This window comes from Rhizorhabdus histidinilytica, assembly GCF_900167915.1.
Taxonomy (GTDB): Bacteria; Pseudomonadota; Alphaproteobacteria; order Sphingomonadales; family Sphingomonadaceae; genus Rhizorhabdus; species Rhizorhabdus histidinilytica.
Genome location: NZ_FUYM01000001.1, coordinates 208,230 through 220,888, shown reverse-complemented (window position 1 = coordinate 220,888; position 12,659 = coordinate 208,230). Strand labels below are relative to the sequence as shown.

The 12,659-nt window shown below is 67.6% G+C and carries 11 protein-coding genes; 10 read left to right on the top strand and 1 reads right to left on the bottom strand.

The features are described 5' to 3' along the window. Positions 1–46 precede the first annotated feature (46 nt). The 3 genes from B5X82_RS01025 (at position 47) to B5X82_RS01015 (ending at position 3,399) form a co-directional block, all read left to right on the top strand. Positions 47–490, top strand: a complete 444-nt coding sequence (locus tag B5X82_RS01025) for a DUF2147 domain-containing protein (protein ID WP_079646184.1) — start codon at positions 47–49, stop codon at positions 488–490. Then, on the top strand, positions 483–3,098 hold the full coding sequence (gene mprF / locus B5X82_RS01020) for a bifunctional lysylphosphatidylglycerol flippase/synthetase MprF (RefSeq protein WP_079646183.1): 2,616 nt from the start codon (positions 483–485) through the stop codon (positions 3,096–3,098). Before B5X82_RS01025 ends, mprF begins: the two co-directional genes overlap by 8 nt. 73 nt (positions 3,099–3,171) lie before the next feature. Further along, entirely contained in the window at positions 3,172–3,399 is a 228-nt protein-coding gene (locus B5X82_RS01015; protein ID WP_125724693.1) for a hypothetical protein, read from the top strand. A 21-nt stretch (positions 3,400–3,420) separates the two neighbouring features. On the opposite strand, the gene B5X82_RS01010 is transcribed toward B5X82_RS01015, so the two are convergent. Continuing rightward, positions 3,421–4,446: an ATP-dependent DNA ligase gene (locus B5X82_RS01010; RefSeq protein WP_079646181.1), complete on the bottom strand. Its 1,026-nt coding sequence runs from the start codon at positions 4,444–4,446 to the stop codon at positions 3,421–3,423. A gap of 145 nt (positions 4,447–4,591) precedes the next feature. Here B5X82_RS01010 and B5X82_RS01005 point away from each other — a divergent pair, with 145 nt between their 5' ends. The 7 genes from B5X82_RS01005 to B5X82_RS00975 all read left to right on the top strand — a co-directional run bounded on the left by B5X82_RS01005 (position 4,592) and on the right by B5X82_RS00975 (position 12,658). After that, positions 4,592–5,551, top strand: a complete 960-nt coding sequence (locus B5X82_RS01005; protein ID WP_176152435.1) for a LysR family transcriptional regulator — start codon at positions 4,592–4,594, stop codon at positions 5,549–5,551. 91 nt (positions 5,552–5,642) lie between these two features. After that, positions 5,643–7,781: a TonB-dependent receptor gene (locus tag B5X82_RS01000; protein WP_079646179.1), complete on the top strand. Its 2,139-nt coding sequence runs from the start codon at positions 5,643–5,645 to the stop codon at positions 7,779–7,781. Positions 7,782–7,788: 7 nt separating this feature from the next. Continuing rightward, positions 7,789–8,778, top strand: coding sequence for a VOC family protein (locus B5X82_RS00995; protein ID WP_079646178.1), 990 nt, complete (start codon positions 7,789–7,791; stop codon positions 8,776–8,778). Further along, positions 8,775–9,914 (top strand): FAD-dependent monooxygenase, encoded by a 1,140-nt coding sequence (locus tag B5X82_RS00990; protein ID WP_139385005.1) that lies wholly within the window; start codon positions 8,775–8,777, stop codon positions 9,912–9,914. Before B5X82_RS00995 ends, B5X82_RS00990 begins: the two co-directional genes overlap by 4 nt. A gap of 10 nt (positions 9,915–9,924) precedes the next feature. Further along, a complete protein-coding gene (locus B5X82_RS00985; protein WP_079646176.1) occupies positions 9,925–10,953 on the top strand; it encodes an aromatic ring-hydroxylating dioxygenase subunit alpha in 1,029 nt (342 codons plus the stop codon). Next, positions 10,953–11,879 carry a BKACE family enzyme gene (locus B5X82_RS00980; RefSeq protein ID WP_079646175.1) on the top strand — a complete coding sequence of 309 codons (927 nt, stop codon included), beginning with the start codon at positions 10,953–10,955 and terminating at the stop codon, positions 11,877–11,879. The genes B5X82_RS00985 and B5X82_RS00980 overlap by 1 nt, the downstream gene beginning before the upstream one ends. Before the next feature lie 2 nt (positions 11,880–11,881). Continuing rightward, positions 11,882–12,658, top strand: a complete 777-nt coding sequence (locus tag B5X82_RS00975; protein ID WP_079646174.1) for a cyclase family protein — start codon at positions 11,882–11,884, stop codon at positions 12,656–12,658. Position 12,659 lies beyond the last annotated feature (1 nt).

Sequence of the window (12,659 nt, the reverse complement as noted above, 5' to 3'; positions counted from 1 at the left end):
TGCGGGTTCTCCTATCGGTGTCGTCAAAGCTGCATGGGGGAATGCGATGAAGCCTGCGATCCTGATGACGGCGGCCGCATCCCTGGCCGTCGCGGCGCCCGCCGCCGCTTCCGCACCCGCTCCTGCCTTCGCCTCCAGGCCTCCGATCGAGGGCTTGTGGATGAACCCGCACGGCACCGTCGCGGTTCGGACCGGCGATTGCCGGGGCCGGCTATGCGGCTGGGTGGTGTGGGCGAGCCCGCAGGCGATCCAGGACGCCCGGGACGGCGGCGTCGACCATCTGGTCGGGACAGAACTGCTCGAGGACTACAGCACCGACGGCGCCGACCGCTGGTCCGGCTCGGTGTACGTCCCCGACATGGGGCGGCGCTTCTCGTCGACAATCACCCTTCCCGCCCCCGGCGAGCTCCGGATCCGGGGCTGTCTGATCGGCGGCCTCTTCTGCAAGTCGCAGACCTGGCAGCGCATCGAAAAGGTCCCCAATGCATAACCCGCTTCCCCGTCCGTTGATCGCCCTCCTGCGAGAACGGCGCGGACCGCTGTCCGTCGTGCTCGTCGTGCTGCTGATCGCGGTCGGCTTCGCCGCGCTCCACCGGCTCACCGCGGCGCTGCGGTTGCAGGACATCCTGGCGGCGTTCGATGCGATCGGCCCCCGCCAGGTCGTGATCGCGATCGGCTGCACCATCGTCAGCTATCTCGCGCTCACCTTCTACGATCTGCTCGCGCTACGCATTATCCGCCGGCCGCTGCCGTGGCGGACGGCCGCGCTCGCCTCGTTCACCAGCTACACGATCAGCCATAATCTCGGCCTCGCGCTGATCACCGGCGGATCGGCGCGCTATCGGGTCTATACCGCCGCCGGCCTGTCGGGTGGCGACGTGGCGCGGATCGTCGCGATCGCCTCGGCGACCTTCTGGATGGGGGTGCTCGCCATCACCGGCCTCGCCCTCGCCTTCCACCGGGGCGGCCTGTCGCTGGCGGGGCTCGTGCTGGGCGGAACCGCGGTGCAAGTCGCCGGCGGCGCGATCCTCGCCGCGACGGCGGGCTTCGTCCTCGCCTGCGCCTTCGGCCCACGCGAGCTTCGGCTGTCCGGCTGGACGCTGCCATTGCCGGACGCAGGTACCGCGCTGGGCCAGATCGCCGTCGCCGGGATCGATCTCGCCGCCGCCTCGACGGCGCTGTTCGTCCTGATCCCCGGCGCCGATCCGGCGCTGCTGCCCGCCTTCCTGCTCGCCTATGCCCTCGGCATCATCGCCGCACTGGTCAGCCACGTCCCCGGCGGGATCGGCGTGTTCGAGGCAGTGGTGCTGGCGACCGTCCCCGCCGACCGGCCCGCGCTCGCCGCAGCGCTGATCGCCTATCGACTGATCTATTATCTGCTGCCGCTCGCGCTCGGCATCGTCGCGCTGGTGCTGCACGAGGGCCGACAGCGCCGCCTCGGCCGCGCGATCGCGGGGGTGCGGCTGGTTGCCAACGGGCTCGCGCCGTTGCTGATGGGCGTGGCGAGCTTCCTCGGCGGGGCGGTGCTGCTGCTGTCGGGATCGACCCCGGCCGTGCCCGCACGCCTGCACAGCTTGCACGCAATCGTGCCCCTGCCCTTCATCGAAGCGTCGCACCTCGCCGCCAGCCTGGCCGGCACCGGGCTGCTGCTGCTCGCGCCAGGCCTCTACCGCCGCCTTGACGGCGCCTTCGTCGCGGCCCGCGCGCTGCTGATCGCCGGGGCGATCTTTTCGCTCGCCAAGGGCATCGACTATGAGGAGGCGATCGTCTGCCTGGCGATCGCCGCGTTGCTGCAATGGACCAGCCCGGCCTTCTACCGAACCACCGCCTTCGTCTCGCGCGCCTTTTCGCCGGCCTGGCTGGTCTGCGTCGCGGCGGTCGGCGGGCTCAGCCTGTGGGTCGGCCTCTTCTCCTACAAGCATGTCGCTTATCAGAACGCCCTGTGGTGGGATTTCGCGTTGCACGGCGACGCGTCGCGCTACCTGCGTGCCAGCCTCGGCACCGCGGTGCTGCTCGCCGGGGTCGCTCTGTGGCGCCTGTTCGCGCCCGCCGCGCCCCGCCGCGACCGGCCCTCGCTGCCGGCCGAGGTCTCCGACGTGATCGAAGGCGCCGAGCGGACGGACGCGATGCTCGCCTATACCGGCGACAAGCGCTTTCTCTTCTCGCCCGGCGGCGACGCCTTGCTGATGTATCAGATCCGTGGATCGAGCTGGATCATGATGGGCGATCCGGTCGGCCCGCGTGCGGCCTGGACCGGCCTGCTGTGGACGATCCGCTCGATGGCGGACACGGCCCAGGGCCGGCTGATGCTCTACCAGATCAGCAGCGACATGCTCGAGCTGGCGATCGCACTGGGCCTCCAGATCGTCAAATATGGCGAGGAGGCGGTGGTCGACCTGGAGTCCTTCTCGCTCGAAGGGCCGCGGATGCGGTCGATCCGCCAGACCGTTCGCCGCGCCCAGCGCGAAGGCGCGACCTTCGAGGTCGTCCCGGCCGCGCAGGTCGCCGCGATCATAGCGGAGCTCGCTGCCATCTCCGACGAGTGGCTGGAAGCCAAGGGCCAGCGCGAGAAAGGCTTCAGCCTGGGCCGCTTCGATCCCGACTATATCGCGCGTTTCGATGCGGCGCTGGTCCGGGTCGGCGGGCGGATCGTCGCCTTCGCCAACATCTGGCGGACCGCCAACGGCCGCGAGCTGTCGGTGGACCTGATGCGCCATGGCGCGGGGTCGCCGCCGGGGGTGATGGACTATCTGTTCGCCAGCCTGATGCTATGGGGCCGGGAGAACGGCCATGTCCGCTTCTCGCTGGGCCTCGCCCCCCTGTCGGGGATCGAGGCGCACCGGCTCTCACCGCTCTGGGCCAAGGCCGCCGCCGCCATCTTCAAGCGCGGGGAGCGCTTCTACGGCTTCCGGGGCCTGCGCGCCTACAAAGAGAAATTCGCGCCGGTGTGGGAGCCGCGCTACATCGCCGCGCCACATGGCCTGGGCCTCGTCCGGGCGCTGCGCGACCTCAACCTGCTGATCGGTCGCCCGCGCGCGACGGCCCATCGTGTGCCGCCACCGACGCCCTACGTCGATCGTCCCCGCCTCGCCGCATGACCAAAAGTTCATCCGCCCGCCACCGCCGCCGCAACCGCGCCGGGGCAGGATGATGCCGTTCCAGGAGATATCGATGCCGACCGATCAGCCGCCCGCCCTGCCCCCTGTCCGCGGCCGCAAGCGCCATCCGCGCATGATCGCCGAAATCTCGCGCAACTGTCGCGCCGGTCGCCACATCGTCGCGCCCGAGGTGCGGACCGACGAACAGGGGGTCGAGCATGGCCGCTGCCGCCATTGCGGCTGCGAGCTGGCTCGGATGCCGGTGCTGCGGCGCTGGTTCCGAACCGGCGAGATGGGGTGAGGAGGTCACTCGCCGGACCAGTCAGACTCCGGACAGAAGCTGTTCGAGCTCGGCCTGGCCGAGCGGCGGCGCGAGCTGCTCCATCGTGCATTGCCGCGGCGCCTTGTCCGGTCGCCAGCGCAGGAAGCGCGTGCCGTGGCGGAACCGCCGTCCGGTCACCTGATCGTAGCCGACCTCGACCACCAGCTCCGGAGCGAGCCGGACCCATTCGGACTCTCCCGCCTTGCGCCAACGGCTTGGCCCGCCCGGCGCCTTTCCGCTGAATCCAGCTCCGCCGATATAGGGCCGCAATCGGTCCAGCAGCGCCGGTCGGTCCGCCGCCGCGAACGCCGAGGTGAAGCCGACATGGTCGAGCAGGCCCTCCTCGTCGTAGAGACCGAGCAGGAGCGACGCGACCCCCTGCCCTCCCTCCACGGGCCTGAAGCCGCCGACCACGCAGTCGGCGCTGCGCTGCGGCTTGAGCTTGAACATCGCGCGCTCGCCCGGCCGGTATGGCGCGTCGCGTCGCTTGGCGACGATGCCGTCGAGCGCGCCGCCGCTTCGCGCGAACCAGTCGAGCGCCCGATCCCGATCCTCGCTCGCCGGCGACAGCAGCAACACCCGATTGCCCTCCCTGGCGTGGAAGGCTTCCAGCATCGCGCGCCGGCGATCGAGCGGTTCGGAGACAAGATCGCGCCCGTCGAGCCGCAGGCAATCGAACAGCATCAGTTGCGCTGGCGTCTCGCGAGCGAGCCGCGCGATGCGGCTGGCGGCAGGATGGAGCCGCTGCTGCAAGGCATCAAAGGACAATTGCCCGTTGAGTGACAGGACCAGTTCGCCATCGACGACATAGTCGTCCGAGGCGGTGGCGGCGAGCGCCTCGACCACCTCCGGAAAGAAGCGCGCCAGCGACTTGCCCGACTTCGACGACAGCTGGACCATGGCGCCCTTCCGTTCGGCAAGGGCGCGGAAGCCGTCCCATTTCGGCTCGAACTGCCAGCCCGGCCCCTCGGGCAACTCCCCGACGAGCCGCGCCTCCATCGGCGCAAGATTTCCGGAATCCGCCATCCGTTCCTGCGCCCTCGGGTTCGACCAACGATCCGTCTACGTTTTCCGGACAGGACGGTTCCGGATACGGAAGACACGGCTATTGCGCCGCCGGAAATCGTGTACACCCGGCCCTCCTGCTTCGTCCCGGGGAGCGCCATCGGCCATGCAGCTGAGCCATTTCGATCTCAACCTTCTGCGGGCGCTCGACATATTGCTGACCGAGCGCAACGTCACCCGCGCCGCCGAGCGGCTGTGCGTGACGCAACAGGCCGCAAGCAGCGCACTCCAGCGCCTGCGCCACCATTTCGACGACGAGCTGCTGACCAGGGTCGGCCGCCATCTGGAACTGACGCCGCTGGCGCGGTCGCTGGTCATGCCGATCCGCGAGGCGTTGCTGACCGTCCAGTCGGCGCTCGAGGTGCGGCCGCATTTCGATCCGGCGACCGCCCGCTACAAGTGCAGGATCGCGATGAGCGATTATTGCCTGCACGTCATCCTGCCGCATCTGCTGCAATATCTGACCATCACCGCGCCGAACATGCAATGCGCGGTCGAGACCCTTTCTCCGGCGAGCTTCGACCGGCTGGAAATGGGTGAGGTGGACTTCTGCCTGACCGCGCACGACATGCGGCTTTACGGAACGCACCGGCCGAGCAAGCATATCCGCACCATGCCGCTGTTCCGCGACGACTTCGTCTGCGTCGCCGATCCAGCGCATGTCGACATCGCCAATGGCATGTCGCTGCGCACCTATCGCCGGGCGCGGCACAACACGGTCGACTTCGGCGAGGACCTCAAGACCATCGTCGAGGACGCCTGGGCGAGCAGCGGCACCGAGTTCGACATAGCCGCACTGGTGCCCAATTTCGCCGCACAGATCTTCATGCTGCCCGGCACCCCGCTGGTCGCCACGTCGCAGCGGCGGCTGGCCAACACGCTGGCGCCACGGCTCGGGCTGGCCGTCGCCGAGTGCCCGATGAAGCTGCCGCAGCTCCAGGAAATCCTGTTCTGGCACGAGCGCACCGAGCAGGACCCTGCGCGCATCTTCGTCCGGAAAGCCTTCAGCCTGGTGATCGACCAGCTCGGCGAGGAGCCGCCGTCAAACCACAAATCCCATTTGTGAGAGACATCCGCCGATAGTGTTTCCGGAGTGAGGCGCGCGGCCTCATCCTCCCCGCCACAGAACGAAAAGGTTCGTAGGAGGGGATCAGACCATGAAGCGATCGACGCGCATCCACACCATCGCCAGCCTCGCCGCGTTCGGCTGGGCCGGAGCGGTTCAGGCCCAGTCCACCGCCGCCGGCACCGACGCACCGGCCATCGACGAGATCATCGTCACCGCGCAGAAGCGCTCCGAAAGCGTACAGGACGTGCCGCTCGCCGTCTCTGCCGTCGGCGGCGCGACGCTCGACCGGCTCGGCGTCGGCAATCCGTTGCAGCTCGGCGCGACGGTGCCCAACTTCAACCTGCAGACCAACAGCGGCGTGACCTATATCTACCTGCGCGGCGTCGGGAACAACTTCCTCGGCCTCGGCATCGACAGCAACGTCGCCTACCACGCCAACGGCGTCTACATCGCCCGCCCCCGCGCGCAGGTGTCGAGCTATTTCGACGTCGACCGGATCGAGGTGGTGCGTGGTCCGCAAGGCGATCTCTACGGCCGCAACGCGACCGGCGGCTCGATCAACGTCATCACCCGCAAACCGACCGACGACTTCTCGGCGAACGCCACGCTGAGCGTCGGCAATTACGGGCTGGTGCAGGGCGAGGCCGGCGTCGGCGGGGCGATCGTGCCCGGCAAGATCGCGGTGCGTGCAGCCGGCTTCTTCGTCGACCGGGGCGGCTACGGCAAGAACGAGGCGACCGGCAAGGACGTCGACAATCGCAAGGAGCAGGCCGGCCGCCTTACCGTCGAGCTGACCCCGAGCGAGCCGCTGACGATCGAGATCATCGCCGACTATTTCCACGCCAACGACGCCTGGGGCGTGGTGCACCAGGCGGGCAGCGGCATCCCCGGCGCGCTGACGCTGGCGGAATCGCTGGGCAATTTCCCGAGCAAGATCCGCAACGTCGTCTCGGGCGTCGATCCCAACCGGAAGATCCGCGCCTGGGGCGTGCAGGGCACCGCGACCCTCGACCTGGCCGAAAACCTATCGCTCAAGTCGATCACCGCCTATCGCAAGTCGCGCTTCACCGCGCTCGACGAGCTGATCGGCACCAACCCGTCGATCGGCGCGATCTCCCAGCTCGAAAAGCAGCACCAGTTCAGCGAAGAGGTGCAGCTCCTGGCCAACGGCACGCGGTGGGACTTCATCCTTGGCGGCTATTATTTCACCGAAAAGGTCGACGGCTTCATCCATATCCCGCTGTTCTTCGATCCGGCGGCACAGTTCGATCAGCGCGGTACCGGCGACACCAAGGCCTATGCCGTGTTCGCCCACGGCTCCTGGGAATTCGTGCCCAAGCTCAAGCTCGTGCTCGGCGCGCGCTACAGCTACGAGAAGCGGACGTCGGAGGGCGTGTTCACCGCGCCGTTCGTGCCGATTCCGACCGGCGGGAAGAAAAGCTTCAACGCCTTCACGCCCAAGGCAACGCTCCAGTTCGAGCCGTCGGACAACCTCACCCTCTATGGGGGTGTCTCGAAGGGGTTCAAGAGCGGCGGCTTCACCATCGGCGTGCCTGGCCCGGGCGTCGAGCCGGAAAAGCTGCTCAGCTATGAGGCCGGCCTCAAGGCGCAGATGTTCGACCGGCGGCTGACCGCCAACATCGCTGCCTTCTGGTACGACTACACCAACATGGTCGTGACCCGCGTGGTGCAGGCGCAGACCGTCGAGGAGAATGCGGGTAAGTCGACGATCAAGGGCATCGAGGTCGAGCTGACCGCGCGGCCGACCAACCGCCTGCGCATCGACGCATCGCTCGGTCTGCTCGACGCCAAGTTCGACAGCTTCGTCACGCCCGATCCGCTCGATCCGGCGGCCGGCCCGATCTCGCTGGCCGGCAACCGCCTGCCCGGATCGGCCAAATATACCGCACGCGTCGGCGCGCAATACGACATCCCGGTCGGCGACGTCGCCAAGATCAGCATCAGCGGCGACGCCTTCTTCTCGGGCAACATGTATTTCGATCCCTACGAGCATCGCGGATCGTACCAGCCGTCCTACGAGACCTATAACGCGTCGCTGACCTACGACAGCGGGCGCTGGTGGAGCATGACGCTCTGGGGCCGCAACCTGAGCAACAAGACGATCGTCTCCAACCAGCTGATCTCGGCGGATTTCTGGGGATATCCGCGGCTCACCTATCTGCGCGACCCACGCACCTACGGCATCGATTTCAAGGCAAAATTCTGAGGCTCATATGGCAATCACGGGTATCGAGTCGCTTGTCTACGGGGTGGACGACGTCGCGCTGGCGATCCGCTTCTTCGAGGATTTCGGGCTGCCGCTGGTCGAGCGGTCCGAAACCCTCGGCCGCTTCCAGCTCGACGAGGGGTCGAGCATCATCATCCGCCATCGGAGCGACCCGGCGCTGCCCGCCACGGCGATGGAAGGGATCGGCGTCCGCGAGGTGATCTGGGGCGTCGACACGCCCCAGGCGCTGGAGACGCTCGCAGCAGGGCTCGTCGATTGCGACGTGCGGCGCGACGCCGACGGCACGGTCCGCTTCCGGACGAGCTTCGGCCTGCCGATGGGGCTGCGGCCGTTCGCGCGCAAGCCGGTGGTCTATGCGCCCGATCCGGTCAACGCGCCGGGGCGCGTCAACCGGCTCAACCAGCATCGCAAATGGCGCGAGCGGGCGCGACCCAAGGTAATCTCCCACGTCGTCTTCGCAGTGCCCGACCATGAGGCGGGCTTCGCGTTCATGCGCGACCGGCTGGGCTTCCGCCTGTCGGACAGCCAGCGCGGCTTCGGCATGTACCTCCGCTGCGGCGGATCGAACAACCACCACAACCTGCTGCTGCTCAACGCCAGCGCGCCCTTTCCGGGAATGGACGGCAAGCTGCGCTTCCACCATGCCAATTTCGGCGTCGAGGACATCGACGAGATCATGGCCGGCGCGAACCATATGGAGCGCAGGGGCTGGGAACATTCACACTTCGGGCTGGGGCGGCACCGCATCGATTCCGCGCTGTTCTACTATCTCCCATGCCCGGCCGGCGGCGAGGCCGAATATGGCGCCGACGCCGACTATGTCGACGACAACTGGGTGCCGCGCGACTGGCAGGAGCCGCTGTTCGCCTTCGCGCATTTCGTCCACAACCTGCCGCCCTTCCTGCAGCAGCCGCCGGCCTGGAAGTTCCGCTACATGACCGACGAGGCGCCGCGCGTGAGCGGAGACGGCGAATGACGGTCATTGCGAGGGCGCTGGTCATCGGCGGCGGGATCGGCGGGCTGGTCGCGGCGCGGGCGCTGCGGCAGCAGGGCATCGCCGTCGACCTGATCGAGCGCGAGCCGCGATGGACCGTCTATGGCGTCGGCATCATCCAGCCGAACAACGCGCTGCGCGCGCTCGACCGGATCGGCCTGGCGCAGCAATGCCTGGACCATGGCGGCCCGTTTGACGGCTGGCGCATCCATGACGCGCAGGGCAATGTCCTGATCGATCCGCCCGGCGACAACAGCGCCGCGCCGCACCTGCCACCCAATAACGGGATCACCCGGCCGAAGCTGCACGAGATCCTGATCCAGGGCGCGAAGGAGGTCGGCACCGACATCCGGCTGGGCACGATCGCGACCGCGCTGCACGACGACGGCGACGGCGTCGACGCGACCTTCAGCGACGGCGAGGTGCGCCGCTACGACCTCGTCCTCGGCTATGACGGGCTGTTCTCGGAAACCCGCCGGATGCTGTTCGGCGACACCTACAAGCCGCGATTCAACGGTCAGGGCGTCTGGCGCTACAATTTCGAGCGGCCGGCCGACATGGACACCGGCAAGGTGTTCTTCGGACCCGATACCAAGATCGGGCTGGTGCCGATGTCGCCGGCGCTGATGTACATGTTCGTCGTCACGGCCGAGGCCGACAGCCGCTGGTATGACGGGCCGACCGCCGCCGAGGAGATGCGGTCACGCCTGAAGGGCTATGGCGGGCCGATCGAGCGGCTGTCGCAGCTGATCACCGATCCGGCGGGCGTGGTGTATCGCCCGATGCTCACCCTGTTGGTCGACGATCCCTGGCACAAGGGCCGCATCCTGATCGCCGGCGACGCCGCCCATTCGACCACGCCGCACCTGGCCCAGGGGGCCGCGATGGCGATCGAGGATGCCGTCCTGCTCGGCGAGCTGCTGGGCGGGGACGGATCGCTCGACGCCGCGATGTCGGCGTTCATGCGCCGCCGCTTCGATCGCGTGAAATATGTCGTCGACACCTGCGACCAGCTCGCGGCGTGGGAGCTGGAGGAATGGCGCGGCATCGACAATCCCGATGCGGACCAGGGCGGCTTGCTGCATCGTGCGACGCACGCCCTGATGGCGGACTATTGAGGAGACGGACATGCCCTTCCTCCGCAACTGCTGGTATGTCGCGGCGTGGGACGACGAAATCCCCGAGCAAGGGACCTTCCATCGTCGCATCCTGAACGAGGACATCCTGCTGACGCGCGATGCCGAGGGCGAAGTGCGCGCGCTCCGCAACCGCTGCCCGCATCGCTTTGCGCCGCTCAGCATCGGTACCCGCATGGGCGACGCGATCGAATGCGCCTATCACGGCCTCCGCTTCGGCCTCGACGGACAATGCCTGTTCAACCCGCACGGCAGCGGGCAGATTCCGGCCAACGCCCGGGTCCAGACCTATAAGGTGGTGGTGCGGCACCTGCTGGCGTGGATCTGGATGGGCGATCCGGACACGGCCGATCCGTCGGCCATCCCCGATCTGGTCGGGCTCGATCCCGATCGCTTCGCGATCAACCGCGGCTACATGCACACCCCGGCCAATTACGAATATATGACCGACAACATCATGGACCTCGGCCATATCGAGTTCCTGCACAAGGGCCTGCTGGGCAGCGAGGCGGTCCGCCATGCCGAGATCGAGGTGAAGCAGGTGGGGAATGTCGTCCATTCCAACCGGCTGACGCGGAACGAGATACTGCCGACGGCGCTCGAGCTGCTCTACGAAACCGAAGGCAAGCCAGTCGACCGCTGGCTCGACGTCACCTGGTACCCGCCCGGCAACATGCAACTCGTCGTCGGCGTGACCGGCACGGGCCAGCCGGAGCGGATCGGCCGGGAAGCGCCAGGCGTGCATCTGATGACGCCCGAGACCGACAACAGCACCCATTATTTCTGGTCGAACGCGCGCGACTTCCGCCGCGACGACGATCAGCTCCACGCCGCGCTCGACCAGGGCTTCCAACTCGCCTTCGAGCATCAGGACAAGCCGATGATCATGGCCCAGCACGAGGCGATCGGCGGCGAGGATTTCTGGGAGATGCACCCCGTCATCCTGGAGGGCGACGCCGGCGCGGTGCGCGCGCGGCGCATCCTTCGCAAACTCATCAAGGAAGAACAGGCGGTCGGCTAATGGCGAAGATCATCATATCCTGCGCGGTGACGGGCAGCGCGCATGTCCCGACCATGTCGGACGCGCTGCCGATCACGCCCGAGCAGATCGCGGACCAGTCGATCGCCGCAGCCGAGGCGGGCGCCGCGATCCTCCACCTCCACGCCCGCATGCCGGAAGACGGCCGGCCGACCGGCGACCCCGACGTCTATGGCCGCTTCCTGCCTGTCATCCGCCAGGCGACCGACGCCGTCGTCAACATCACCACCGGCGGCGCTATCACGATGACGGTGGCCGAGCGGCTGGCGGCGGCGGCAAGGTTCAAGCCCGAGCTCTGCTCGCTCAACATGGGATCGATCAACTTCGCCTTCTTCCCGGCCGCGCGGCGGATATCGTCGTGGAAGCACGACTGGGAAGAAGCCTATGTACGGAACTCCGACGACTATATCTTCCGCAACACCTTCCGCGACATCGCCTATATCCTGGAGACGCTGTCGGACGCGGGCACCCGTTTCGAGCATGAATGCTACGATGTCGGTCATCTCTACAACCTCGCCCACTTCCTCGATCGCGGCCTGATCAAGCCCGGCTTCTTCGTGCAGATGGTGTTCGGCATCCTCGGCGGGATCGGCGCCGACCTCGACAACCTCATGTTCATGAAGCAGACCTGCGACCGGCTGTTCGGCAAGGACAGCTACCAATGGTCGGTGCTCGCCGCCGGCCGGCACCAGATGCCGTTCCTGACCCAGGCCGCCTTGCTCGGCGGGCATGTCCGCGTCGGGCTGGAGGACAGCCTGTTCATCGAGCGCGGCGTGCTCGCCGCCTCCAACGCCCAGCAGGTCGAGAAGATCAGGCGCATCCTGGCGGAGATGGGGCACGAACCCGCCACCCCCGCGGAAGCGCGCGAGATCCTCGGCCTCAAGGGCGGTGACCGGGTGGAGTTCTGACCATGGCGCGACGGATCATCGACCTCTCCATCTATCTCGAAAACGACGTGATCTCCGATCCGCCGCCGTTCCGGCCGAAGATCGACTATATCGACCACAAGATGTCGGTCCCGGCGCTGGCTGGCTTCTTCCCCGGTCTAGCGCCCGAGGACCTGCCCGACGGGGAGGCCTGGGCGATTGAGAAGATCGAGCTGATCACCCACAATGGCACCCATCTCGACGCGCCCTATCATTTCGCCTCGACCATGAACAAAGGCGAGCGCGCGATCACCATCGACGAGGTGCCGCTCGACTGGTGCTTCCAGCCCGGCGTCAAGCTCGACTTCCGCCATTTCGAGGACGGCTACGTCGTGACCGCGGCCGACGTCGAGGCCGAGCTGGAGCGGATCGGCCATCGGTTGTCGCCGCTGGAGATCGTCGTCGTCAACACGGCGGCCGGGCAGCGCTACGGCCGGGACGACTATGTCACCTCCGGCTGCGGCATGGGCTATGAGGCGACCATCTACCTGCTCGAACGCGGCGTGCGGCTGACCGGTACCGATGGCTGGAGCTGGGACGCGCCGTTCGTTCACACCCGCGAGAAATACCTCGCGACCGGCGATGCCGGTCTGATCTGGGAAGGACACAAGGCCGGCCGCGACATCGGCTATTGCCACCTGGAGAAGCTCCACAATCTGGAAGCGCTCCCGGCGACAGGCTTCACCATCGCCTGCTTTCCGATGAAGATCCGTGCCGCCTCCGCCGGGTGGACACGCGCCGTGGCGATCATCGAGGACTGAG

What these genes read in the sequence shown, in the direction of transcription:
- B5X82_RS01025 (WP_079646184.1), top strand. Translation starts at nt 47, where the DNA reads ATGAAGCCTGCGATCCTGATGACGGCGGCCGCATCCCTGGCCGTCGCG.
- mprF (WP_079646183.1), top strand. Translation starts at nt 483, where the DNA reads ATGCATAACCCGCTTCCCCGTCCGTTGATCGCCCTCCTGCGAGAACGG.
- B5X82_RS01015 (WP_125724693.1), top strand. Translation starts at nt 3,172, where the DNA reads ATGCCGACCGATCAGCCGCCCGCCCTGCCCCCTGTCCGCGGCCGCAAG.
- B5X82_RS01010 (WP_079646181.1), bottom strand. Translation starts at nt 4,446, where the DNA reads ATGGCGGATTCCGGAAATCTTGCGCCGATGGAGGCGCGGCTCGTCGGG.
- B5X82_RS01005 (WP_176152435.1), top strand. Translation starts at nt 4,592, where the DNA reads ATGCAGCTGAGCCATTTCGATCTCAACCTTCTGCGGGCGCTCGACATA.
- B5X82_RS01000 (WP_079646179.1), top strand. Translation starts at nt 5,643, where the DNA reads ATGAAGCGATCGACGCGCATCCACACCATCGCCAGCCTCGCCGCGTTC.
- B5X82_RS00995 (WP_079646178.1), top strand. Translation starts at nt 7,789, where the DNA reads ATGGCAATCACGGGTATCGAGTCGCTTGTCTACGGGGTGGACGACGTC.
- B5X82_RS00990 (WP_139385005.1), top strand. Translation starts at nt 8,775, where the DNA reads ATGACGGTCATTGCGAGGGCGCTGGTCATCGGCGGCGGGATCGGCGGG.
- B5X82_RS00985 (WP_079646176.1), top strand. Translation starts at nt 9,925, where the DNA reads ATGCCCTTCCTCCGCAACTGCTGGTATGTCGCGGCGTGGGACGACGAA.
- B5X82_RS00980 (WP_079646175.1), top strand. Translation starts at nt 10,953, where the DNA reads ATGGCGAAGATCATCATATCCTGCGCGGTGACGGGCAGCGCGCATGTC.
- B5X82_RS00975 (WP_079646174.1), top strand. Translation starts at nt 11,882, where the DNA reads ATGGCGCGACGGATCATCGACCTCTCCATCTATCTCGAAAACGACGTG.